The organism is Myroides odoratimimus (genome assembly GCF_038039805.1).
GTDB lineage: Bacteria > Bacteroidota > Bacteroidia > Flavobacteriales > Flavobacteriaceae > Flavobacterium > Flavobacterium odoratimimum_B.
In genome coordinates this window covers 1-23,926 of sequence record NZ_JBBPHK010000024.1, presented here as the reverse complement: position 1 = coordinate 23,926, position 23,926 = coordinate 1, and the positions used below count along the sequence as shown (strand labels likewise).

Here is a 23,926-nt window from a genome sequence, read left to right as displayed (position 1 = left end):
GTAAAACAGAGTACTTTTGTGCTCTGTTTTTATTTATTAAAAAAAGTTTTTATTATTGATTATGAGTAAATTATTTTCTCAAAATTGTATCCTATTCTTTAAAAGATTTCTTTTAATCTTCTTCTTCTATCAAGTATGTAGAGTAGGTTTTTATTTTTACAATTCACACTTATTAGACCCATGGGATTTAAAAATATTTCTTGGAGGTGTACGATTTGACTTAGCTGCACTAGGGTTTATTAATATCGTATTCGCCTTACTACATCTATTCCCTGGTAAATTTCAAAATAACAAAGGATATCAGCAGTTCTTATTTTACAGTTTCTACTTAGTGAATATATTCATACTATGTCTAAACTTCGTAGATTACGAATACTTTAGATTTATCAGTAGACGTAGTTCTTATGCATTTATCACAGCTTCCGGTATGGAACAAGAATTACCAGGATTATTAAAAAACTTCATCGTAGACTACTGGTGGATACCTGTCTATATGTTCTTATCTTTCTTAATATTCTGGTTGATCTATAGAAAGATAAATTATAAAATAATAAACAGTAGATTTAATATTAAAGACACTGTGGTGATGGTATTAGTGATAGGGATCATGCTAGTATTAGGTCGTGGTGGATTACAACGCAAACCTATTCGTCTGGTAGATGCATCTCAATATGGAGGATTAAAAAATACAGCTCTAGTCTTAAACACTCCATTCTCAGTATTAAAAACAATGGGTAAAAACGAAAGCTTAGAAGAGGTCAACTTCTATACAGAGGCTGAACTAGACCAGGTATTTAATCCTGTACAAGAGTTTAAATACGACAGTATTAATAAAAAGAATGTTGTCTTGTTAATCGTTGAAAGCTTTGGTAGAGAAACGATGCATAGAGGATTGACTCCATTTATGGATTCGCTAGCGCAGAATAGTCATTTCTTTGAAAATGCATTCGCTAATGGTAAAGTATCTATTGATGCTGTACCATCGTCTATCTCTAGTATTCCTAGCTTAATGAATAGAACGTTTATTTCGTCTAGCTATGCATTAAACGATGTATATACACTACCTAAAATATTAAAAGAAAATGGATATCACACTGCGTTCTTCCACGGTGCGTTCAACGGTAGTCAAAACTTCGATCAATATGCTAATGTAGCAGGTTTTGATGAATATTATGGAAAGAACGAATACGAAGGTCCTGATGCATTTGACGGAACTTGGGGGGTATTTGATGAAGAGTTTTTACAGTTCTATATCAAACAATTAGACCGATTCAAGAAGCCTTTCTTTACAACTCTATTCACGATTTCGTCACATAACCCATATACTATCCCAGAGAAATATAAAGGTAAGTTCCCTAAAGGAGAAGCAGATATACACGAGTCTATCGCCTATGCTGATTATTCTCTTAAAAAGTTCTTCGAAACTGCGAAGACTAAAGAGTGGTATAACAATACTATTTTTATCATCACAGCAGACCATACCTGTGCAGAACCAATAGAAGATGAATGGAAGACGAATGTAGGTAAATTCCGTATTCCTATCTTGTTCTTTGCCCCTAATGATCCTAGTATAACAACTGAAAAAGTAGAGAAGAACTTCCAACAGATCGATATCCTACCAAGTTTAATGGATTATCTCCAGATTAATACTAAGATTATTACTTATGGTAAATCTTATAAATCTGATCAAGACTTTGTAGTAAACTACTTAGACAATATCTATAACTATGAAAAAGGAGATTATTACTTAGCTTTTGACGGGAAGAAAACCTTAGGTCTATACAACTGGAAGAAAGACCCTCTACTAAAGCAAAACCTGATGAATACAGAGACTGCAAAAAGAGAAGAGATGGAAAAATTCATCAAAGCATATATACAGTCCTTTAACTCTAGAGTTAAAAACAATCAATTGACTGTGAAATAATATTATAATAACCTTACCATTTAACAATTATCTTTAGAGAACAAATAGATCATGGCAATTAGTGGACTTGTAATAACATTTAACGAAGAAAAAAACATTGGAAAATGTTTAGATTCATTATTTCAATATTGTGAAGAAGTAATCATTATAGATTCAAATAGTACAGATAAAACAGTGGAAATAGCTAAAAATAAAGGAGCTAAAGTTTATTCTCAAGCATACCTAGGCGACGGTCCCCAGCGAACTTATGGATTACAATATTGTAAAAACGATTGGATTATGAACTTAGATGCTGATGAATTTTTGGATCAAGATGCATTAACTTTCATTTCGAAAAAATCTTATGAGAATAATACTTATGATGCTTATAAATTCAGAGTCAAAAACTTTTTAGGAAATAAGTTAATTAACTTCTCTGGGTGGTATCCTGATTCAAAGATTCGTTTTTTCAATAAAAAAACAGCCTATCCTTCAGATCATATGGCTCACCAACATATTATAGCAACAAATGAAAAGAATATCAACGTCCATATTTTACACTATGGATGGAGCTCTTATAAACAAGTTATAGATAAAAAAAATCAGTATTCTACTTGGGCTGCACAACAACTATTTGATGAAGGCAAAAAAGTTTCTTCATTTAAACCTGTTTTAAACGGTATTGTAGCCTTCATTAGATGTTATTTCTTTAAAAAAGGGATTTTTAATGGAATAGATGGCCTTGCATTTGCTCTAATTCAATCTTTCTTTTCATTTATGAAGTATACCAAATTAATTAACTTACATAAGCAATAAAGCAGGTTTTATTCTGTTACTATTACTAAATACATTCATCATTTAAATTATTACGATGATCAATAAATTGACTCTTTTAATCCCGACTAAAAATGAAGAAGACAAGATTAGACAGTGTATTTTATCTGCTAAAGACATTGTCAGTGAAATTATAGTTATAGATTCTTATAGTCAAGACGATACCGTAAGCATTGCTGAAAGCTTAGGGGCAAAAGTTATACAACGCAAATTTGACAACTTCTCGAATCAAAAGAATTATGCTATACCTCATGCTAAAAATGATTGGATATTATTATTAGATGCAGATGAGCAATTAACAGAAGACCTTCAACAAGAAATACATACCTTAATAAATAACGATAACATAAATAATCACGAAGCTTATTGGGTATATAGATCGAACTACTTTTTTAATCAACTTATACGTTATTCTGGATATCAGAAAGACAAAGTTATCCGTCTATTTAATAAGCACAAATGTTCATATAAAAACTATGTTCATGAGAACTTAGTCGTAAACGGTACTATAGGCTTTTTAAAAAACAAATTATATCATAATACATATAGAGGATTTGACATTCATATGCAGAAACTTAATCAATATGCAACTCTACAAGCAGAGGATTATAATAAGCGAACAGGCAAGTTAACACTATATCATTTTATTCTTAAACCATCCTTTAGGTTCTTAAAGCACTATTTTATTCAACAAGGATTTAGAGATGGAATACCAGGATTAATATTATCTGTTTTAAATAGTTATGCAACCTTCCTTAGATATGTAAAACTATGGATGTTAAGAAATAATATCAAATCATAACAAAGAAAGATTATAGGGGTGTCTATAATCTTTCTTTGTTAAAATGAGTTTATTGAATTAAAAATTAAGAGTAGGATATTAAGTTTTAAAATATTGTTTTTTTAACCTATTTTTGTGCATTACAACAACAACTAAATATTCTTAACGCAATGATTTATTTTTTCGAAAACCCTTCGAGAAAGTTCTACACAGTACAAGTGGAGAACAACTTATCTAATGAAGATATCCAAAAGTTAAACTGGTTATTTGGCAATGCCAAGCACATCAACGAGAAAACAATCAACGCTAAATTTGTCGGTCCACGTGCTACGATGATTACTCCATGGAGTACGAATGCTGTAGAGATTACTCAAAATATGGGAATCACTGGAATTATTCGCATTGAAGAGTTCGTAAAAGCAGAAGACTGTGAAGCATTCGATCCAATGTTATCACAAGAGTTCGAAACACTACACCAAGACATCTTTGCAATCAATATTGCTCCAGAAGCAATTAACTACATTGAGGACATCGCTAAATACAACGCACAAGAAGGTTTAGCTTTAAACGATGAAGAGATTACTTACCTAAATGACTTAGCGACTAAATTGGGACGTAAACTTACAGACTCTGAGGTATTCGGATTCTCACAAGTGAACTCAGAACACTGCCGTCACAAAATATTTAACGGTACCTTCATCATCGACGGAGAAGAGCAACCTACTTCTCTATTCAAATTAATTAGAAAAACATCTGAGACAAATCCTAATGATATTGTTTCGGCTTATAAAGATAACGTTGCTTTTGTCAAAGGACCTAAAGTAACGCAGTTTGCTCCTAAATCGGCAGACAAACCTGACTTCTATGCAGAGACTGAGTTTGATTCTGTTATTTCATTAAAAGCAGAAACGCATAACTTCCCTACTACTGTAGAACCTTTTAATGGTGCTGCTACAGGATCTGGAGGAGAGATACGCGACCGCTTAGCTGGTGGGCAAGGTTCATTGCCGTTAGCAGGTACTGCTATCTATATGACGTCATACTCTCGCTTAGAAGAAAACCGTCCATGGGAACAAGCAATGGACGAAAGAGCATGGTTATACCAAACGCCTATCGATATCTTAATCAAAGCTTCTAATGGTGCTTCTGACTTTGGTAACAAATTCGGGCAACCCTTAATCACAGGGTCTATCCTTACATTCGAGCATGAAGAAGACGCTCGTAAATTAGGGTTTGACAAAGTGATTATGCAAGCTGGTGGTATTGGATACGGTAAATTAGACCAAGCTTTAAAACACAAACCAACTGAAGGTGACCAAGTGGTGATCTTAGGTGGTGAGAACTACAGAATCGGTATGGGAGGTGCAGCAGTATCTTCAGCAAATACAGGTGCTTTCGGTTCAGGAATTGAGTTAAACGCTATCCAACGTTCTAACCCAGAGATGCAAAAACGCGCTGCTAATGCTATCCGTGCAATGGTAGAGGCTGAACATAACCCTATCGTATCTATTCACGATCACGGTGCAGGTGGACACTTAAACTGTCTTTCTGAATTAGTAGAAGAAACAGGTGGAAATATCAACTTAGATGCTCTACCAGTAGGTGACCCTACTCTATCTGCTAAAGAAATTATCGGTAATGAGTCTCAAGAAAGAATGGGATTAGTAATCGGTCAAAAAGACATCGATACTTTAGCGAGAATTGCAGAAAGAGAACGCGCTCCGATGTACACTGTAGGTGAGATTACTAATGATCACCGCTTTACGATAGAATCTAAAACAAAAGGAGATAAACCAATGGACTTCGCTATCGAAGATATGTTCGGAAGCTCTCCTAAGACAATCATGGATGATCAAACAATCAACCGTGTGTATGCTGATTTAGATTACTCTGTATCAAAAGTAGAAGAATACTTAAAACAATTGTTACAATTAGAGGCTGTAGCTTCTAAAGATTGGTTGACAAATAAAGTAGACCGTTGTGTAGGAGGTCGTGTAGCTAAACAACAATGTACAGGCCCATTACAATTGCCATTAAATAACTTAGGTGCTATGGCACTTGACTATAAAGGTAAAGAAGGTATCGCAACTACTGTAGGACACGCTCCTGTAGTAGCTATCGTAGATCCTGCTGCAGGAAGTAGAAATGCTATCGCAGAGGCTTTATCTAATATCGTTTGGGCTCCACTAAAAGAAGGTATCAAAAACGTTTCTTTATCAGCAAACTGGATGTGGGCATGTAACAATGCTGGAGAAGATGCTCGTTTATACAAAGCTGTAAAAGCGTGTTCGGACTTTGCTATCGAATTAGGAATCAATATCCCAACAGGAAAAGATTCTCTATCAATGAAGCAGAAATATCCTAACGATGAAGTTATCGCTCCTGGTACGGTTATTATCTCTGCTGCAGCAAACTGTACAGATATTACTAAAATAGTAGAACCTACTTTAAAGAAAAACGCTGGTTCTATTTACTATATCAACTTGTCTAAAGATAACTTCAAATTGGGAGGTTCTTCTTTTGCACAAGTACTAAACAAGATTGGTCAAGAGGTTCCTACTATCACTGATGCGGCTTACTTTAAAAATGCATTCAATGCTATTCAAGAATTAGTAGCTAACGAACAAATCGCTGCTGGACACGATATCGGAAGTGGTGGTTTAGTTACTTCTCTTTTAGAAATGACGTTTGCAGATGTGAACTTAGGTGCTAAATATGACTTGACTGCTCTTAACGAGAAAGACACCGTAAAAGCATTGTTTAACGAAAACATCGCGCTTATCGTTCAAGCTAAAGACGACGCTACTTTAGAACAAGCATTAGCTGCTAAAGGAGTTGTAGCTGTTAAGATCGGTACGGTTACTACTGATGAGAAAGTATCATTCACTAATGGAGCAGATCACTTTGCATTTAGCGTACCAGCTATTAGAGATACTTGGATGAAAACGTCTTACTTATTAGACCAAAAACAAACAAAGAATAACAAGGCAGCAGATCGTTATAACAACTATAAAGTACAACCTTTAAACTTCAGTTTCCCAACTCAGTTTGACGGTAAAAAACCTGTAGTTGACGCTTCTAAACCAAGACCTAAAGCAGCTATTATCCGCGAGAAAGGTAGTAACTCAGAAAGAGAGGTTGCTAATGCAATGTTCTTAGCTGGTTTTGATGTAAAAGACGTTCACATGACAGACCTTATTTCAGGTAGAGAAACGCTTGAAGATATCCAATTTATCGGAGCTGTAGGTGGATTCTCTAACTCTGACGTATTAGGATCTGCAAAAGGATGGGCTGGTGCATTTATGTACAATGAGAAGGCAAATACAGCATTGAAAAACTTCTTTGCTCGTAAAGACACTTTATCTGTAGGTATCTGTAACGGATGTCAGTTGTTCATGGAATTAGAGCTAATCAATCCAGAGCACGAGGTACACGGTAAGATGCAACATAACGAATCTCAAAAACACGAGAGTATCTTTACTTCCGTAACTATTCAAGAGAACAACTCTATCATGCTTTCTACTTTAGCAGGAAGTACTTTAGGAGTATGGGTTTCTCATGGTGAAGGTAAATTCAACTTACCTGAGACAGAAGATAAATACAATATCGTAGCGAAGTATGCGTATGACGCTTACCCCGCTAACCCTAATGGTTCTGACTTTAACACTGCTATGATGTGTGATACAACAGGACGCCACTTAGTAATGATGCCTCACATCGAGCGTTCATTATTCCAATGGCACTGGGCTAACTATCCAGAAGGAAGAAAAGATGAAGTTTCTCCTTGGATGGAAGCATTCGTTAATGCACGCGAGTGGATTGAAGAAAACAACGCTAAATAATCAAATAGTTTATTACTAAAGAAGGGCTGTCTTAAAAAAACAGCCCTTCTTTATATTAGTAAATTTTAAAACCTATAACTTTCTTTGATTTAATATATAATTTGAATTAAACAATTTGAATTGTATATTTTTAAAAATATGCTTTACTATAACTTTAGTTTCTTAATCAACTAAAGAAACTATTATGAAAAAAATTGTAGCATTTATAATTATAACTATTACAAGTTATAATTTTACAGCATGTTCTAGCGATGATAATGTTCCTTATAAAGTAGCTAATTTTAAGGAAGAAATTATAAAAGAATGGACAATCGAAAAAAAAGAATTCCTTGATAATAAAGGAAAAGTTATTCTAAGTATTGATTATACAAAGAAAAAAGATTGTTCAACAGAAAAATGGGTTTTTAATCAAGAAGAACTTAGTCGAAAAATAGCTTCTACAAACCAAGCAGGAAATTGTAATGAAACTACAGACAAACTAAGCTACAAAGTAGTTGAACGAGATTTACTTGTAATGTTTACTTCACAATCCCAAAGTACATTCAAAAAAATAGAAATTTCAAATTTCTACCATTATAAAATGAACTTAGTTGAAAAAGTAGATAAGGAAGAAAAAAGTCTTAGTTTAGATTACCCTAAAGGCACACAAACTATAAAATATACTTTTAAAAGATAACAAAGCCTCCTAATGGGAGGCTTTGTTGTTTATAATAGAAGTTTAGTTCCTTTCTTTAAAGAATTATGTACCATACATTCATTTTGTTTACTGCCAACGATACTACTCTTATTAAGCATTTACTCAGCAATAGTTACGCGTTCTGGAATAAGTAAATAAGAAATATCAGTATTATCACCCCTATAAAACATGCAAAAGCAATCTTCCAAGCACTATACGGGCGCTCACCTGTAATTCTTCCTGTTACTCCATTGACATAGAAAGTATATTGCTTATTGCCATAAGAGAAGGAACTCACATATAAAGGCAAAAGAATATGCTTAAACGTCATATCCGGCAGTTCAGTATTTATATGATGTACACGTTGCTCATCTCCACCTATATCTCTCTTCACACTTTCTCTTTCATACTGAGCAACTATATTACGAGCCTTGTCATATCCCTCTTTCAAATCTACTTGGTATTTCTCTGTAATAAATCCACTTAGATAATCTGGTTTTATCTTTTGTACTCCCTTAGGATCCCATCCTGTAGAAATAGAATTGAGCAAGTCCATCTTGAGTGTATTACTACCAGTCACTAAAATATCATCGTAAAAGTTAGAGACACTACCACTAGTGTTTGACCAAGATATTCTGCGTTCTCTTCTCTTATTATCTCCACTACCAACGGTCACATAATAAGCATCTCCACGCTCTCCTCTATAATCAGTGTGCGTCTGCATATCATAAGTCCAGAAAGGCACATATACCCCTCTTAAATTATCTGCTGAAAAAATACCGCGTTGTATCTTGTTAGGAGCAAACCACAGATCTTTAATCCACTTCTGTAATATACCTGACACTTGGTTTCTATCTACAGCAAAAGGAGATACATACTCCGGTTTGATATAACGCTCTTCGTGAATATCCTGTTCTACTAAAGGATTTGCACAATAAGGGCATGCCATCGACTTCAGATTCTCATCTACAGTTGCAGTAGCATGGCAGCTGTTGCACTCAACAACTTTAGTAGTACTAAAACTCTCCTTCTCGTAGCGTTCCATAAAACTTTCAAAGTCGTGTTCTTTTAATTCCAACTCCCCTTGTTCTATTTCCTTTACACTGCCACAATACTCACATACCAATGCTTGCGCACTTGGCTTATAAGTCATCGGTCCACCACAAGAGCTACAAGGTGTAGCTTCTGATGTATTTAATTTTATCTCTTCTCCTGACGACACTTCTATACTAATTAAATAGCTATTACTTCTTACTTTAACGATAACGAATAAGAAAAGCGCTAAAAGAAGTTTTACAGCCCTTATAGCGCTTTTCTTATTTATCTTACATATTTGGCAACGGTGGAGGTGTTTGTGCCCACAGTACACCTAAATCACTTTGAGCATCTGCTTTTTCCCAGTTAGCCATACCATTTTTCCAAACTAATGTATCTCTTAGTAACTGCCCATTGACTACCATCTGCTTTAAGCCTTCTAAATCAAAAGGGCCTGCTTGCTGTCCATTTAGCGCTACGAAGTAACTAACAGCTACTGCACCAGGTAGTGGCGGAGGCGTATTAGTTACAGCTTGAGCACCTGCTTGACCTTGTGTAGCAGTTTGTCCTTGCGCCATCGCTTGGCCAAACTGATTAGCCATCGCAAACCCAGCTCCCATCCCTACTCCTGCTCCAGCTACACCAGACGGATTATTAGCTGCTGCTTCCATAGCTTTAGCTGCTTTCATTTGCATTAACTTATTCAAGTCAACGTGATTTAATCTACTCAACTCAAAGATCTCTTTCTTGATATCTTCTGGCATAGATACGTTCTCTATTAAGAACTTCGTAACATCCATTCCATATACCTCGAAATCGTCTTTCATATACGCGAAAATCGCAGTAGACAACTCATTTAAGTTTGCGGCATACGTCTCGATTGGAAGATTAGCCTCACCAATAGAATCAGTAAAGCGAGTAACTATTGCACTTCTCAACTGATCGTTGATTTGGTCTGTAGTGAAGGTACCTGATGTACCTACTATTTCTTTAATGAACTTTCCTGGATCAGCGATCTTAAAAGTGTACGTACCAAAAGAGCGCACCTCGATCATTCCAAAGCGATTATCATTTAAGATAATAGGATTCTTCGTTCCCCAACGTTGATCAATAAACGTTTTAGTGCTCACGAAGTAAACTTCAGCCTTAAAAGGACTATTAAAACCGTATTTCCAACCTTTCAATGTAGATAAGATTGGCAAGTTTTGCGTATTTAAAGTATGTGTACCTGGACTGAATACATCAGCCAACTGCCCTTCATTGATAAACACAGCCATTTGCCCTTCGCGGACAACTAACTTTGCGTTATTCTTTATCTCGTTTTGAAAACGTTCAAAACGGTGTACTATCGTATTTTGTGTTGGATCTAAGAACTCAATAATATCAATGAATTCTCCAGATAATTTTTTAAACAAGTTCATATCTTTTCTTTTTCTTATTAGTAGTATTATTGTAGTAAATGTAACAGATTTTGTATTATTATTTATGTCAATTGCTATAGATAGAACCTCATAGCTGTAAATCAGTTATACACTATTCTCTTGTCCCCAAATCTCATTCAGCGTATAACGAACCTCCTCATTTGCCTCTAACCAAATTTCATTAGCCTTTCTGTGCTATGCAATTTTGTAATTGCCTATTTGGTTATACACAAGCTTGTTTTAAAGTCTTCAATACCTAATTTCTTAAAAGCCAGAGAAACTGCTTCTGTACTTCTATTACTAAAATTCAGTATTTCCATAAATATCTTTTCGTTTGTTAAATATACCTCTTTTACATGAATTAGATAACATCCACTTATTACTAAATTTAATATTACTATCGCAATAGTTACTGTAACATTTTTCACTATATTTATTCAATATATTTCTAAAGCAACTGATTATGAATAAGAATCTTAAACATAATAGTACACAAACTAAAAGAGGTAATAGAATAGGAGAAATTGAAATCATCAACCCTATAGCACAACTGATTTTTGATGACAATGCTTACACCGAAATAATTGCTAAAGAGTTTCAATATGCTGACTCACCAGTATGGATAGAAGCAGAGAATTTATTAATATTTACAGATTTCCCGAATAAGCGAATCCACTATTGGAAAGAGCATTATAAGGATACCAAAACATACTTGGAAGATATTGACTTCATCGGTCAGAATACTAAAAGTGGAGAACTTGACTCTAGTGTTTTAGTATTTACTAATACCGGAGAGATATCACTCTACCTCTATGGAAAAGAGAAAATTGCAAAAATGAGTGCTATAATCAGAGAGCCTAAATTTAATTTTAACTCTTGGATAAATAACCCTAAAAAATACCGACTAACAGCACCATCACATTTTACAGAAGATAAATCAGGCAATCTATACTTTACTGACTTAATAACTAAAGATCAGCACACAGCTAAAAAAAGTTACTACGGAATATACAAAATCAATAATAAAAATCAACTAGAACTTTTACTAGAAAGTGTTCTAGTACCTAAAGGAATTGCATTATCACCTGATAATAAAACCATTTATATCTCTTATTGGCAGGAAAAGAAAAGTTTCTTATATCGATACTCTATAGATAAAAAGAAAGGTATTATAGGAGATCCTGTTATATTTGATTACACCCCATTTATCAGTGATATTAATGATAGACCTAGAGGTCTAAAAGTAGATAAGTTTGGCAATATATTTACGGCTGGTTCTAACGGAATATGGGTATTTAATAAAGATCTTGAACTTATTGCACGTGTACACTTCTCAGAACTAGCAACTAATTGTGTATTCTCAGACGACTATAAAATATTATATATCACAACTAATACTACATTACTCAAACTTAAACTGCGAAACTAAACACAAAAAAGACTGTTTTCGTATTATATTTTACAGTTTGCCTTATCTTTGAACCCGAATAGAAACAATGTAACTATTCGGTGATTAAAACAAATAGAATAAATATTAGTACACAATGGAAGAGCAATATCAACAAATCTTAGTTAGATATTATAGTGATGTCTTAGAAGAAAATACGGTCGAGACTTTTTGGGGAAAGACCATAGATAAAGAAAAAGGATTATACCAAGTTGATAATATCCCTTTTTACGGCCCTGATTTTTCATGTGATGATATTATCTATGCAGAATTTGACGAAACAGAAAATACACTTACATACCGTTATGTAGCTACTGCTTCTGGTAATTCTACAGTGCAGGTTATTGTTCAAAAAGACAATTATAACAGAGAAGACTTATACAACGAAATATTATATGCTGGTACAGAGATAGAAGTATGTAGTGACCAATACTTTGTAATTAACATTCCTAGCAAAACTGACTATCGAAATGTATATGCTATCTTAGGAGCTTTAGAAGAAGAAAAAGTAATAGAGTTTGCAGAACCGTTATTATCTCCTAAGCACAGTGCTGATTTAAGACAAAAATAACCTTTATTGATAATACAAAAAATGCCCAATTCTAATGAATCGGGCATTTTTATTTATCTTAAATCAAACACTTTTAGAATTGGAAATAAATAAATGGTTGTGGTCCTGCTGTTGCAGTTGCATAAACAATCCAAAACACAAAGCCAAGTACTACTGCCTTCACAAACATTGGCGCAACATTAAACATCTGATGAGGCACACTCATCCATGATTTAGGTATATAATGCCACACAAAGCCAATACCAATCAGCATAAACGCATTTTTATAGCCCATAGCAATAGTAGTCCAAGCTTGCCAATCAAATTCTATACTAGCAATATTATTAATAACATTTAATGCTGTATCAAAAGATGTTGCTCTGAAGAATATCCAACAAAATGTTACAAAGTTAAACGTTAAAAATATAGAGAATATTCTCCATAAGAAATTAGGTTTAACTCCTTTTGCTCTAGGAAATAGCTCCATAATAATCTTATGAATCGCTAAAGCAATACCGTGTAAGGCTCCCCATACAATAAAACGCAAACTAGCTCCATGCCATAACCCTCCTAATAACATAGTCGTTAATAAGTTAAAGTTAGTATACATATTTTTCTTCTTGTCTTTTGCTAACAAGAAGGTTAGACCAAAGACAACAATAGATGCTACAGCTAAGATTAATGGAATAATACTTTCATTCATATAGTAGATTCCCCATCCTAAGATACCTACAAAGAATAATCCTGGAAAGAAATAACCCCCGAAACTTCCTTTTCTATTTCCTCCCACTGATATATATAAGAAATCTTTTAACCAAGTAGAAAGCGATATATGCCATCTCCTCCAAAACTCAGTAATAGACATAGACTGATAAGGCACATCAAAGTTAACTGGCAATCTATATCCCATCAATAATGCTATACCAATAGCCATATCTGAATATCCAGAGAAATCACAATAAATCTGAATAGCATAACCGTAAGAAGCCATTAGATTTTCAAAAGCTGTATAACTATTTGGTGCATCGAATACACGATCCACAAAATTTATAGAGATATAATCAGAAATAACAGCTTTCTTCAATAATCCACCTATGATTAACAACAATCCTTCATTCACATAATCTCTTGACACATAGACATTCTTATATATTTGTGGCAAAAAATCTTTTGCACGAACAATAGGCCCTGCTACCAGCTGTGGAAAGAACGAAATAAAGAATAAGTAATCTAAAAAGTTCTTCGTTGGTTCTATCTCTTTTCTATAAATCTCTATAATATAACTAATAGATTGAAACGTAAAGAACGAGATACCCACAGGCAGTATAATATCATCTAAATGTAACTTCGTATTCGCAAAGAAATTAACTCCGTCCAGAAAGAAGTTTGTGTACTTAAAGTAACCTAATAACCCTAAGTTTACTACAATACTAATGGTTAAGAGTAATTTCTTCTTCGCTGCATTCAAGGTATGATTAATAATATTAGCAAAGTAGTAATCCATTAAAGAGGATCCTATCAAGATAATAAAATACATTCCACTAGACTTATAATAAAAGAATAGAGAGAATAAAGTCACATACAATAAACGAATGTGGAAGGTTTTTCTCATCAAGATATAGAAGAGATAAAACACAATAAATATTCCTAAAAATAAGCCTGAATTAAATAATAAAGGTTCTTTAGGATTAAAAGTAAACCAATTGATTACTTGATCAATAGTTATACTTGGTATTTCAATATTAAATAGACTCATTTAATTAAAAAGCACTATTTTGTTTGACAAATTGGTTATAAGCATCTATAAGAGCCTCATAGAATAGATCTCCCGTATATTCATACCCTTTCACGGTATAGTGTACAAGATCTTTTGACAACATTCCGTTCTCTCTTAAACTAGACAAGCCTAGTGTTGCTCCTAGATTATAATATAAATCCCAGATAGCATACTTCCCATCTATTCCATTAATGATTAACTCATTAGATAATTCTGCTGCCACAGTATTCGGCTTATCTTTAGAGAAATAAGACGGTGGAGGTGTAGTCAATAACACACTTGCATGAGGTGCTACTTTCTTTACTTTAGCTAAGAATATATTGACTTGTTCTTGAAAATCTCTACCACTCATTCTATCGAAGGACTCATTCGTTCCCATAGATACAATCACTAAGTCTGGTTCTAACCCTCTAAGTTGCTTAAAGAACAAATCATATTTAGTATAATCAGAGAACCTTGCTCCATTCACCCCTATAGTATGATACAGCACCCCAGGTTTATCATTCTCTAGTACCACACCATTTAGGTCATACGCTTCAGCCTGTTGATTAGAGTAGAAATAGATACGATCTAACTCCTCTCCTAACTCAAAGGTGTAGAATACATCATTCTTCTCTCCAGATAACTCATTAAACATATTATTAGACACCGCCACAGATTCTCTCTGCTTAGTAGGAATACTAAGTCTCTTACCTGCATGAATGGTGTTCGTCTTCATATTATTCGCTTTCTTAATCTCAGTAACAGTAGTATTATACTTATTAGCGATAGCGCCTAAAGACTCTCCTCTTTTTATCTGATGAGAAATCTTCTTAGGGGCAGTTGATTCTAAGAAAACCTTTTGACTAGCTGTTCCTACATTAAACTCCTTTTTATTAGAAGGTGTAAAAACTTTCATTCGTGAAAAACCATACGAAGCATCACGCACACTTAGTTCTATGACAGCGTTACTATTATTTGTAGACAGCGCTATTCCACTTAGTCCTACCTGTGCATCCTTTACCGGAAATATGTTTCTGTAACTACTCCATTCTGCATTAGAAGAATATCTAACAAGAGAGTTACCATTAGTCTTAGCTAATTTATAAGGAAAGGCAAATCCCAATCCTCCATTACCAAATCTATCTTGAAGTAAAGACCTCATTCTTCCACTAAAAAAATCAGCTTGAATATGAGAATCACCTATATGAACAATGTTAATCTTCCCTTCTTTAGAACGAGCCATCTTCTGAACTTTCTCAAAGAAAGTTTTCAATTGTTCTGCGTAATAAATCTTATTTCCTATTCCTTCTTCATTCACAGTTTCTACCTCTTCATCACTAAACTCATTAGTACGAAGTGAACTAACCTGGGCAAAAGAACCAATATGAAATAAAATACCTACAACAAAAACAGCAATTTTATTCCTTTTCATTTTCTATTTTTTGTTTAGAACTATCTTCTCTTACAGTTTCTTTTTCTGGTTGCTGAAGAGAATCTACTTTCTTAACAGGCACATGACCTGCGTGTTTCTTTTTATAATCTGCATACCCTTCCTCTAATCGAGCAAATATCTTGCTTGAGATATCAGAAGCTCCTCTATGATTAAAGTGTGTATAATCTTTATTCGCTTTTGCAGGTACCTCTTCTACCCATTTGACCATAGAGCCATTTCCTCCCATAGCCTCATATAAGTTAAAGAATCCAGCATGAGCTTCCATAGCATATTTTCTCTGTGCTTTCATCAGTGGTTCTACAGCAGCATCTGTCTTCATCACACCTTCTACTTTAGATGATTTATCTGCAGTAGATATTACTAAAATACTAGCATTAGGAAAACATTGTTTTAAATGCTTCACTACATTCCCCATCTTCTTCGTATACCATGAGTAATCTAGAGATCCGTAGTTTAAAACATTAGCACCATAGTGTAATACGATTAGACTATAATCTAAATTCTTTTGATACTTCTGCATTAAGCTCACTTTAAACAACGATAGTGGTAACCCAGAATTACCTCTGCTAGAGAAGTTATCTACCTGTACCCCACCACCTGCACTAAAGTCTACACCATATATAGGAATAGAATCAGCGTGTTTAAATAGTAGTTTAACATCTTTAATATTGCCATCGGCTATCTTCAGTTTATTTAATTCTGAACTGATGTTTAACTTCTTAACAATAGTATCCTTATTTATAATAACTGCTACTTCCCCTCTTTTATTATTAGAGCTTCCATAATAAAGTGTTGGATTATAAAGCATTGTCATATTTTGCATCCTACCTGCTGTGTAGCTCACCCAAGTAGGTTTAACAGTATCTTTTACAAAATACACCTGTCCTGATACCCCAAAAGGCTTCTGAGGTCTTTTGACATTTAAGTAAGATTGCATCTTGAAGTTATTCGAATACTTATGGATAACAGATAATCTAGACTGTGCAGATTCAGACATAATAGGCACATAACCTACTCCCATACCTCCATATTTATTCTGATAGTTCTTACGCAGATCTTGTACGATTAAATCTCCATCCGTCATCGAGTCTCCATAATAAGCGATACGGACACGTGCTCCTTTTTGTTGTTCTAGAGCATACAGTTTTGCAAAGAAATTCTCCAGATACGCCATTCCTTTAAAAGAGCTAAAATCTTCGTCACTAGTAAATACATCTTCTGGAACGATGATTACATTCTCATCATCTATTCCTGTTTTTTCAGTCTTCAGACTATCTTTAGTTACTAGCTCCTCTTTTTCTATGCCTTCTAGCGCCTCTAGCATCAGACTATCTACTACAATATTACTTGTAGGAAGAGCCTCTTCACTAAATAACTTTTTAGGCAAATTCCCTTTAAAAAATAAAAAAAAGCCACTTGCCATTACTATAATGGCAAGTGACTGGTATAGGTATGATTTCTCTACTTTCACAAAAAAATATAAGATTACATTCGGTCTGGTACAGCGATTCCCAATAATGAGAATGCATCCTTAATCACCATTCCTACTTTTTCTGACAATTGTACTCTAAACGCTTTTAATACAGCATCTTCTTCTCCTAGAATAGATACCGTTTGATAAAAAGAGTTATACTCTCTTACTAAATCATATACATAATTAGCTACAAGAGCAGGGCTATGTGTACGAGCAGCATCCTGAATCACTACAGGGAACTCCTCTAATAACTTTAATAGTTCTTTCTCCTTAGGGTCTAATGTGATCCCTTTTATTTCTGATGTATAATCGAAGTCTGCCTTTCTTAAAATAGATTGGATACGAGCATACGTATACTGAATAAACGGTCCTGTATTACCTGCAAAATCAACTGATTCTTTAGGGTTAAACATCATCCCTTTACGAGGATCTACTTTTAGAATAAAGTATTTTAATGCACCTAAGCCTATTGTAGTAAATAGCTGAGCACGCTCTTCTTCAGAGTACCCCTCTAGCTTACCTAATTCTTCTGAGATAGACTTAGCGGTGTCTGTCATTTCTTGGATTAGTTCATCTGCATCTACTACAGTTCCTTCTCTACTCTTCATCTTACCTGATGGCAACTCTACCATTCCGTATGATAAATGATATAAACTCTCAGCCCAGTCAAAACCAAGACGTTTAAGAATTAAAAACAGAACCTTAAAGTGATAATCTTGTTCATTACCTACAGTATATACCATACCACCTACATCGCCAAAATCATTTACACGCTGTATAGCAGTACCGATATCCTGTGTCATATATACAGAAGTACCGTCTCCACGAAGTACTAACTTCTCGTCTAATCCTTCTTCTGACAAGTCTATCCATACAGAGTTATCCTCTTTTTTGAAGAATACTCCCTGCTCTAGACCTTTCTCTACCTCATCTTTACCTAATAGATAAGTATTGCTCTCATAGTACACTTTATCGAAGTCTACTCCTAAGTTTTTATACGATACTGCAAAACCGTCATAAACCCACTGATTCATTGTTTTCCACAATTCGATAACCTCAGGTTTATTATGTTCCCAATCTACAAGCATCTGCTTTGCTTCTTTAATGATTGGAGCTTCCTTCTTAGCTTCGTCTTCAGACATACCTTGAGCCATTAATTCTTTGATTTGGCTCTTGTACTCTACATCAAACTTCACGTAGTAGTTCCCCACTAGCTTATCTCCCTTAAGTCCTGTAGACTCAGGAGTCTCTCCATTACCATACTTCTGCCAAGCCAGCATAGACTTACAGATATGGATACCTCTATCGTTAATGATCTGTGTTTTATAAACTTTTTTACCAGAAGCTTTTAAAATCTCAGCTACCGAATATCCTAATAAGTTATTTCTAACGTGACCTAAGTGAAGAGGCTTATTCGTATTAGGAGAAGAATATTCTACTAATACAGACTTATCTCCTGGTGTAGGTGTTACATATCCGAAGTGCTCTTCACTGCGTATTGCATTAAAGAAATCGATATAGTAACTATCTGAAACAACTAAATTTAAAAAACCTTTTACTACATTAAACCGTTCTATTACAGAAGTATTCTCTACTAAGTACTCTCCTATCTTAGTACCGATTTCTACTGGGTTTCCCTTAATCTGTCTTAGAAAAGGAAAGATAACTACAGTAATATCACCCTCAAACTCTTTTCTTGTCGCCTGATACTCAACTTTCTCTACAGTAGTACCGTATAATTGTTGAATCGCCTTCTCTATCTGCGGAGTTAAAATCTGATTTAATGTCATTTTGATTAATTTAATTAAAGGAGCAAAGATAATTTATATTTCTTCAATTAAAGAAGAGTACACAAGGAATTTAAACATTTCCTTTAGAATTTATTACCATTCCCTTCTTAAAACCAACTATCTAAAATACAATATTTTATTTCAAAAAACAACCCCAATATTCCTATTAAAATAAACAAACAATTGTTAAAGCATCTCATAGACTAATCAAAATTCTGCTTACATATTCATAAAGTAACATCAATCCTCCTAATACTTACTCAACTAAAAGTTCTAATAAATACAATTATACTCTCCTTGACTATTCACCCTCTTTTCACTTCGCTTATTTCACTATATTTACTTTACCTAATAATACCTACTTATAAAAGTAAAATAGCAAGACTCATGTAGCCTAAAATAGACAGAATGAAAAGTATCCTTCTTCCCAACGATTTACTCACTGATATCAACGAACAGATAACTATATTTGATTATCATACTAAACAGGAGATAGCTAAACAACAAGTTATTTTAAATCAATACACTTTTAGTTTTTTAGTTGAAGGAACAAAGGAAGTATGGTCTGACAACTCTTTTGAAGCACTAGATAACTCCAAATTCATCCTTATGAAAGCTGGTCATTGCCTAATGACCGAAAGACTATCTAGTACAGCTAATTACAGAAGTATCCTCTTGTTTTTTGACCATGAATTGATACTTAACTTTATCTCTAAATACAACATAGAGCTAGTAGAAAATAAAACTACTCACTCTATCCATACTTTTAACTACGATAACTTCAGTAAAAGTTTTACAAAAAGTCTAATGGATATAACTAAACTCTCTCCTTCTATACAGAGGAGATTACTTACCGTTAAACTAGAAGAGATAATGCTATATCTCATTGAGATCAATGGAACAGCATTTCTTCAATCCTTTATAACTAACAACAATAATAAAAGTTTAAAGTTCACACAGACAATAGAAAAGAATATCTTAAACAAGCTCACTCTATCTGAGCTAGCCTTTCTGTGCAATATGAGCGTATCTACTTTCAAACGAGAATTTGAAAAACACTACGGTGATTCTCCTAGCAGATGGTTTCAAAACAGAAGATTAGAATATGCACATACCCTACTTACACAGCATGCAACTACTGCATCAGAAATCTATCTAAAGGTAGGTTATGAGAATGTATCTAGCTTTATACAAGCGTATAAAACCAAGTATAATATCACACCTAAACAAAGTCAAAAACAATGAACTTCTAGCAACATTTTTTGACCCAATCCCGCTAACTCCTACTATAGACCTTACTATAAATTTGCCCTAAACATTTAATCATAAACACAATGAAAGTTGCAAATTTTATAATCGGACTAGCACTAACACTATCGACTAGTGTTTTTGGACAGAACACCTTTACATTATCTAGTAAAGATCTAGGTGGAGAAACAACTAAACAACACGAATTTAATGGTTTTGGATGCGATGGAGAGAATCAATCTCCTCAGTTATTTTGGCACAATGCTCCTAAAGATACCAAGAGCTTTGCCATCACGATGTATGATCCAGATGCACCTACGGGAAGTGGTTTTTGGCATTGGGTAGTCTTTGATATTCCTAGCAATATAAACGAATTAGTACCTGATGCAGGAAAAGTCAACTCTCCTCTATTACCTAAAGGTGCTATACAGAGCCTCACAGATTATGGAATAAAAGGTTTTGGCGGACCATGCCCTCCTGTAGATCACGGATACCACCAATACATCATAACAGTACACGCCCTTAAAACGGATAAACTAGGACTAGATGGAAATACTACTCCTGCCATTGTAGGCTTTAACTTATGGGCAAACACCATCGCAAAAGCGAGTATTATAGCGTACTATAAACGATAATACATATTTATAAATAAGCAAAGCTATTCCTGATACACCAGAAGTCGCTTTGCTTATTTTTTTATTACAGAGTCCATCCACTAATAACTATTTTGCCACTCATAATACCCTCTCCATACATATTCATACACTTTCAAAATAGGTTCCCCATGAAAGCTCTGTTGTCTATGATTTTCATCATCTCCTCTAATAACCTCATCATCATCTTATCTACCTCCCATCACCCTAGCTAATACTCTACCTAAAGTTTTTTCAAAGCCTTTGCTAACTACTTCTGCTCTTTCTTTTTTATCTAACCAACCTGTCATTTCTTTATTAAATGCTCGTTTAGAAGGAACTCTCACATATACCTTCTCTCCTTCCTCTAGCTCCTTATCCATCATAGACCTTCTTACACTATACATCTCTTCATATCTATCTCTCACAGATGAGTTCTGTTTCACCTTAAAGTTTGCGTAGAAACTCACCTCTGCATTTATTAAATACAGCTCAGGACTTCCCTCTAAATATATGATAGAAGCAGGACTCGCAAAGTGAATAGTAGATAGGACTGACTGCCCGTACATACAAGGCATTCCCAGTAAAATCAACAAACAAAAACACACTTTACCCATAGTGCAACTCTATTTAAAAACCTACAATTAAGGCAATATTCCGATAAGAAGATCGAGAAATAGGTTCTGCAAAAAGCTTAAATCCTGATCATACTCTCTTACATATCCTTTGTCTGGAGACACATCCACAGCCACTCCGTTATTAAACTTAACATTCCTGTTCAACAAGCGATACTTATTGTACATCAGTTCTTCTAACTCATATTTCTCTTCATATCTATTAGTCTTAGCGTAAGTATGCTTTATTTTAAAACTAGTAAAAAATCTCACCTGAGAATCCTCTAAATACATTTTAGGATTACTGTTGAGATAAAGTATAGAGGCAGAACTAGTAAAACTAGGCTTAGACAAAACAGCCTGCCCGTATATACAAGGCATCCCAATCAGTAATAAAAAATATAAATACATACACTTCATAACTCAAAAATAAGACTCTTTATCAAATAATAACTGTCAAAATATTTCATTATCTCATCAAATATTATTTCTAATATAGATTACATCTTGATAACATCAGTAAAAACACAAATCACAATAATAGACTCTTAATCAGACTTCTGCGATGGAGGCATCGCTTCCAATATAGACCGAGGTTCTCTTCCTTCTTTTTTATCTACGACTTTTACTTGCCTTTCCCTTCTCTTCTCACTTCCATAGAAGCCAGGTGGAGCCCACTTCTCCTTAGATGTATCCTCTGTGAGTATTACTTTCTCAGGCTCTATATACTGCTCTACATCTATTGGTACTTGTTGTTCTATACTCACACTTTTAGTAGATACTACAGGCTTATTCACCTCTCTTTTCTCAACTATTAATTTCTCATTATCTGTTTCCTCCTTTTCATCCCTCACTTTTTGCTCATTATTATCTCCTAACTCTGTTATCCCGTGATAAGCGCTTGTACTGATTACTTTATCATCTGCTGATTTCCACACACTCCAGAAGTGAACCTTCCCTTCTTTCCACTCTTTAGGTAGATCGAAGTGAACATACTTATCCTCCCTCTTTGCGATCGCTCTTATCTCTGCCACTAGATCTAACGATTCGCTATAAGCTATGATAGATAACCTATCCGTATCTTTAGTCAATACATTCGTGATACTATTATCCCATTGTACCTTTATACGTCCTGTCTTCAGTTGATTTATTTTCTTGATTACTGCAGGTGGTAGCGGCCCCATCGACACTAATACCTTCGCAATGTCAATACACGGTTCGCCTTCTACATTAACGATTCCTTCTTTCATCAGCATAGAGATCAACTGCTCTTTTCCTGACGCTAGTTTATTATTCAGTAAAGCCTGTGGATAATGTTCGTTTATAAAGTCTTTAAACTTACTCACAAAGCTAGATACCACACCTAGTTTACTACGCTGAAGCACTTGAGCTTCTGTAGCTAGTATATTTGACTTCTGAGGCTTAGAACGTATAAAATAACGCCCTCTCCACATAAACCCTACTACTGTACCCACTGTACCGTGCACACCTCCTAATATTCCATCTTTTATCTCTGCCATAGTTAGTATTGTTTTTGATTGACGCAATTAGTTTGTCAAGGCAAATCACCACTGTCCTCTACCTGTTCCTAATTATCTTTTCCTAATTTTTCTTATCACAAGATATAAAAAACAGAAACACAACTATTTAACTAATCAAATAGCTTTTTAAAGAAAAACAAAGACTATTTATCAAGCATCAACTCCAATACTCTCTCAAAATAACAATTAACAAATAATTCGTTTTGACAGATTACTGTTTGTGCTAACTCTATCTAAACTTTTACTTCATGAAGAATTCTATATCAATAAGAGAAGCATCCATCGACTAATAATTCCCTAGTCCACTATTCATGGACTATACTCCACGAATAGTCGAGGGACTAAAGACAAACACAGACTTATAAAGGGATAGAACGGTATATATGCAAAACAGAACAATTATATTATAAAACGTACAACACTGAAAAACAAGCAAATAAGCAAAAATAGAGTACAAAAAAAGTATAGTAATATTTCATATTTATTTCATACAGAGACCACTATCACTAGAATATCAACTAAAAAAGGATCTAGAAAAGCTACTCCTAAAGGCTATATAGCTATACTAAGAAGATAATATGAAAAAAAGGAGTGTTTATTTTTTAAAGCAAGTAAGTCTAAAAAGAAGATTACAACTTTGATTAACAGATCGTGTATATACGATTAGACTCAAAAGAATAGTGAGATACATCGATGTACTAAAACAATAGAACAATAAACGCTTTAGGTCAAAAAAAAAGCTTCACTGTATAGTGAAGCTTAAGATGTGGGCGATGAGGGATTCGAACCCCCGACCCCCTCGGTGTAAACGAGGTGCTCTGAACCAACTGAGCTAATCGCCCAAAAGAATTTTAAATAACTTGGTATTGTTGTGGGCGATGAGGGATTCGAACCCCCGACCCCCTCGGTGTAAACGAGGTGCTCTG

General features: G+C 34.4%; 18 protein-coding genes and 1 tRNA gene. 9 read left to right on the top strand and 10 right to left on the bottom strand.

The annotated features are described in order from the left end of the window. The first annotated feature begins 55 nt into the window (after window positions 1-55). The 5 genes from AABL85_RS14790 to AABL85_RS14770 all read left to right on the top strand — a co-directional run bounded on the left by AABL85_RS14790 (window position 56) and on the right by AABL85_RS14770 (window position 8,036). Window positions 56-1,924 carry an LTA synthase family protein gene (locus AABL85_RS14790; RefSeq protein WP_341310660.1) on the top strand — a complete coding sequence of 623 codons (1,869 nt, stop codon included), beginning with the start codon at window positions 56-58 and terminating at the stop codon, window positions 1,922-1,924. Window positions 1,925-1,975: 51 nt separating this feature from the next. Next, on the top strand, window positions 1,976-2,719 hold the full coding sequence (locus AABL85_RS14785) for a glycosyltransferase family 2 protein (protein WP_341310659.1): 744 nt from the start codon (window positions 1,976-1,978) through the stop codon (window positions 2,717-2,719). Window positions 2,720-2,774: 55 nt separating this feature from the next. Then, window positions 2,775-3,539: a glycosyltransferase family 2 protein gene (locus tag AABL85_RS14780; RefSeq protein ID WP_341310658.1), complete on the top strand. Its 765-nt coding sequence runs from the start codon at window positions 2,775-2,777 to the stop codon at window positions 3,537-3,539. Between the two features lie 149 nt (window positions 3,540-3,688). Continuing rightward, on the top strand, window positions 3,689-7,360 hold the full coding sequence (gene purL, locus AABL85_RS14775; RefSeq protein WP_341310657.1) for a phosphoribosylformylglycinamidine synthase: 3,672 nt from the start codon (window positions 3,689-3,691) through the stop codon (window positions 7,358-7,360). Between the two features lie 184 nt (window positions 7,361-7,544). Further along, on the top strand, window positions 7,545-8,036 hold the full coding sequence (locus AABL85_RS14770) for a hypothetical protein (protein WP_286414566.1): 492 nt from the start codon (window positions 7,545-7,547) through the stop codon (window positions 8,034-8,036). Window positions 8,037-8,169: 133 nt separating this feature from the next. On the opposite strand, the gene AABL85_RS14765 is transcribed toward AABL85_RS14770, so the two are convergent. Then, complete coding sequence (locus tag AABL85_RS14765) at window positions 8,170-9,258, bottom strand: hypothetical protein (protein WP_341310656.1); 1,089 nt, start codon at window positions 9,256-9,258, stop codon at window positions 8,170-8,172. A gap of 103 nt (window positions 9,259-9,361) precedes the next feature. Next, window positions 9,362-10,492, bottom strand: a complete 1,131-nt coding sequence (locus tag AABL85_RS14760) for an SPFH domain-containing protein (protein ID WP_286419349.1) — start codon at window positions 10,490-10,492, stop codon at window positions 9,362-9,364. Window positions 10,493-10,955: 463 nt separating this feature from the next. Here AABL85_RS14760 and AABL85_RS14755 point away from each other — a divergent pair, with 463 nt between their 5' ends. Both AABL85_RS14755 and AABL85_RS14750 read left to right on the top strand, forming a co-directional pair. Next, window positions 10,956-11,921: an SMP-30/gluconolactonase/LRE family protein gene (locus AABL85_RS14755; protein ID WP_286419348.1), complete on the top strand. Its 966-nt coding sequence runs from the start codon at window positions 10,956-10,958 to the stop codon at window positions 11,919-11,921. A 115-nt stretch (window positions 11,922-12,036) separates the two neighbouring features. Continuing rightward, window positions 12,037-12,510, top strand: coding sequence for a DUF4265 domain-containing protein (locus AABL85_RS14750; protein ID WP_286396136.1), 474 nt, complete (start codon window positions 12,037-12,039; stop codon window positions 12,508-12,510). Between the two features lie 73 nt (window positions 12,511-12,583). On the opposite strand, the gene AABL85_RS14745 is transcribed toward AABL85_RS14750, so the two are convergent. The 4 genes from AABL85_RS14745 to argS all read right to left on the bottom strand — a co-directional run bounded on the left by AABL85_RS14745 (window position 12,584) and on the right by argS (window position 18,965). Beyond that, window positions 12,584-14,245 (bottom strand): MBOAT family O-acyltransferase, encoded by a 1,662-nt coding sequence (locus AABL85_RS14745; protein WP_286396134.1) that lies wholly within the window; start codon window positions 14,243-14,245, stop codon window positions 12,584-12,586. 4 nt (window positions 14,246-14,249) lie between these two features. Next, window positions 14,250-15,680, bottom strand: a complete 1,431-nt coding sequence (locus AABL85_RS14740; RefSeq protein ID WP_341310655.1) for a LysM peptidoglycan-binding domain-containing protein — start codon at window positions 15,678-15,680, stop codon at window positions 14,250-14,252. Further along, on the bottom strand, window positions 15,667-17,124 hold the full coding sequence (locus AABL85_RS14735; protein WP_341310669.1) for a hypothetical protein: 1,458 nt from the start codon (window positions 17,122-17,124) through the stop codon (window positions 15,667-15,669). Before AABL85_RS14735 ends, AABL85_RS14740 begins: the two co-directional genes overlap by 14 nt. A gap of 62 nt (window positions 17,125-17,186) precedes the next feature. Further along, the gene (gene argS, locus AABL85_RS14730; protein WP_286414557.1) at window positions 17,187-18,965 is read right to left on the bottom strand and encodes an arginine--tRNA ligase; all 1,779 of its coding nucleotides are present in this window, start codon (window positions 18,963-18,965) and stop codon (window positions 17,187-17,189) included. A 408-nt stretch (window positions 18,966-19,373) separates the two neighbouring features. Here argS and AABL85_RS14725 point away from each other — a divergent pair, with 408 nt between their 5' ends. Beyond that, window positions 19,374-20,210, top strand: a complete 837-nt coding sequence (locus AABL85_RS14725) for an AraC family transcriptional regulator (protein WP_341310654.1) — start codon at window positions 19,374-19,376, stop codon at window positions 20,208-20,210. Window positions 20,211-20,299: 89 nt separating this feature from the next. Beyond that, window positions 20,300-20,848, top strand: a complete 549-nt coding sequence (locus AABL85_RS14720; protein WP_341310653.1) for a YbhB/YbcL family Raf kinase inhibitor-like protein — start codon at window positions 20,300-20,302, stop codon at window positions 20,846-20,848. A gap of 206 nt (window positions 20,849-21,054) precedes the next feature. Here AABL85_RS14720 and AABL85_RS14715 read toward each other — a convergent pair whose 3' ends face one another. The 4 genes from AABL85_RS14715 to AABL85_RS14700 form a co-directional block, all read right to left on the bottom strand. After that, window positions 21,055-21,414 carry a hypothetical protein gene (locus tag AABL85_RS14715; protein WP_341310652.1) on the bottom strand — a complete coding sequence of 120 codons (360 nt, stop codon included), beginning with the start codon at window positions 21,412-21,414 and terminating at the stop codon, window positions 21,055-21,057. A gap of 75 nt (window positions 21,415-21,489) precedes the next feature. Beyond that, window positions 21,490-21,840 (bottom strand): hypothetical protein, encoded by a 351-nt coding sequence (locus AABL85_RS14710; protein WP_341310651.1) that lies wholly within the window; start codon window positions 21,838-21,840, stop codon window positions 21,490-21,492. A gap of 167 nt (window positions 21,841-22,007) precedes the next feature. Beyond that, complete coding sequence (locus AABL85_RS14705) at window positions 22,008-22,979, bottom strand: DUF6266 family protein (RefSeq protein ID WP_341310650.1); 972 nt, start codon at window positions 22,977-22,979, stop codon at window positions 22,008-22,010. Window positions 22,980-23,767: 788 nt separating this feature from the next. Next, window positions 23,768-23,842, bottom strand: a tRNA-Val gene (locus AABL85_RS14700). Between the last annotated feature and the right edge of the window lie 84 nt (window positions 23,843-23,926).

What these genes read in the sequence shown, in the direction of transcription:
- AABL85_RS14785 (WP_341310659.1), top strand. Translation starts at nt 1,976, where the DNA reads ATGGCAATTAGTGGACTTGTAATAACATTTAACGAAGAAAAAAACATT.
- AABL85_RS14780 (WP_341310658.1), top strand. Translation starts at nt 2,775, where the DNA reads ATGATCAATAAATTGACTCTTTTAATCCCGACTAAAAATGAAGAAGAC.
- purL (WP_341310657.1), top strand. Translation starts at nt 3,689, where the DNA reads ATGATTTATTTTTTCGAAAACCCTTCGAGAAAGTTCTACACAGTACAA.
- AABL85_RS14770 (WP_286414566.1), top strand. Translation starts at nt 7,545, where the DNA reads ATGAAAAAAATTGTAGCATTTATAATTATAACTATTACAAGTTATAAT.
- AABL85_RS14760 (WP_286419349.1), bottom strand. Translation starts at nt 10,492, where the DNA reads ATGAACTTGTTTAAAAAATTATCTGGAGAATTCATTGATATTATTGAG.
- AABL85_RS14755 (WP_286419348.1), top strand. Translation starts at nt 10,956, where the DNA reads ATGAATAAGAATCTTAAACATAATAGTACACAAACTAAAAGAGGTAAT.
- AABL85_RS14750 (WP_286396136.1), top strand. Translation starts at nt 12,037, where the DNA reads ATGGAAGAGCAATATCAACAAATCTTAGTTAGATATTATAGTGATGTC.
- AABL85_RS14745 (WP_286396134.1), bottom strand. Translation starts at nt 14,245, where the DNA reads ATGAGTCTATTTAATATTGAAATACCAAGTATAACTATTGATCAAGTA.
- AABL85_RS14740 (WP_341310655.1), bottom strand. Translation starts at nt 15,680, where the DNA reads ATGAAAAGGAATAAAATTGCTGTTTTTGTTGTAGGTATTTTATTTCAT.
- AABL85_RS14735 (WP_341310669.1), bottom strand. Translation starts at nt 17,124, where the DNA reads ATGGCAAGTGGCTTTTTTTTATTTTTTAAAGGGAATTTGCCTAAAAAG.
- argS (WP_286414557.1), bottom strand. Translation starts at nt 18,965, where the DNA reads ATGACATTAAATCAGATTTTAACTCCGCAGATAGAGAAGGCGATTCAA.
- AABL85_RS14725 (WP_341310654.1), top strand. Translation starts at nt 19,374, where the DNA reads ATGAAAAGTATCCTTCTTCCCAACGATTTACTCACTGATATCAACGAA.
- AABL85_RS14720 (WP_341310653.1), top strand. Translation starts at nt 20,300, where the DNA reads ATGAAAGTTGCAAATTTTATAATCGGACTAGCACTAACACTATCGACT.
- AABL85_RS14715 (WP_341310652.1), bottom strand. Translation starts at nt 21,414, where the DNA reads ATGTACGGGCAGTCAGTCCTATCTACTATTCACTTTGCGAGTCCTGCT.
- AABL85_RS14710 (WP_341310651.1), bottom strand. Translation starts at nt 21,840, where the DNA reads ATGCCTTGTATATACGGGCAGGCTGTTTTGTCTAAGCCTAGTTTTACT.
- AABL85_RS14705 (WP_341310650.1), bottom strand. Translation starts at nt 22,979, where the DNA reads ATGGCAGAGATAAAAGATGGAATATTAGGAGGTGTGCACGGTACAGTG.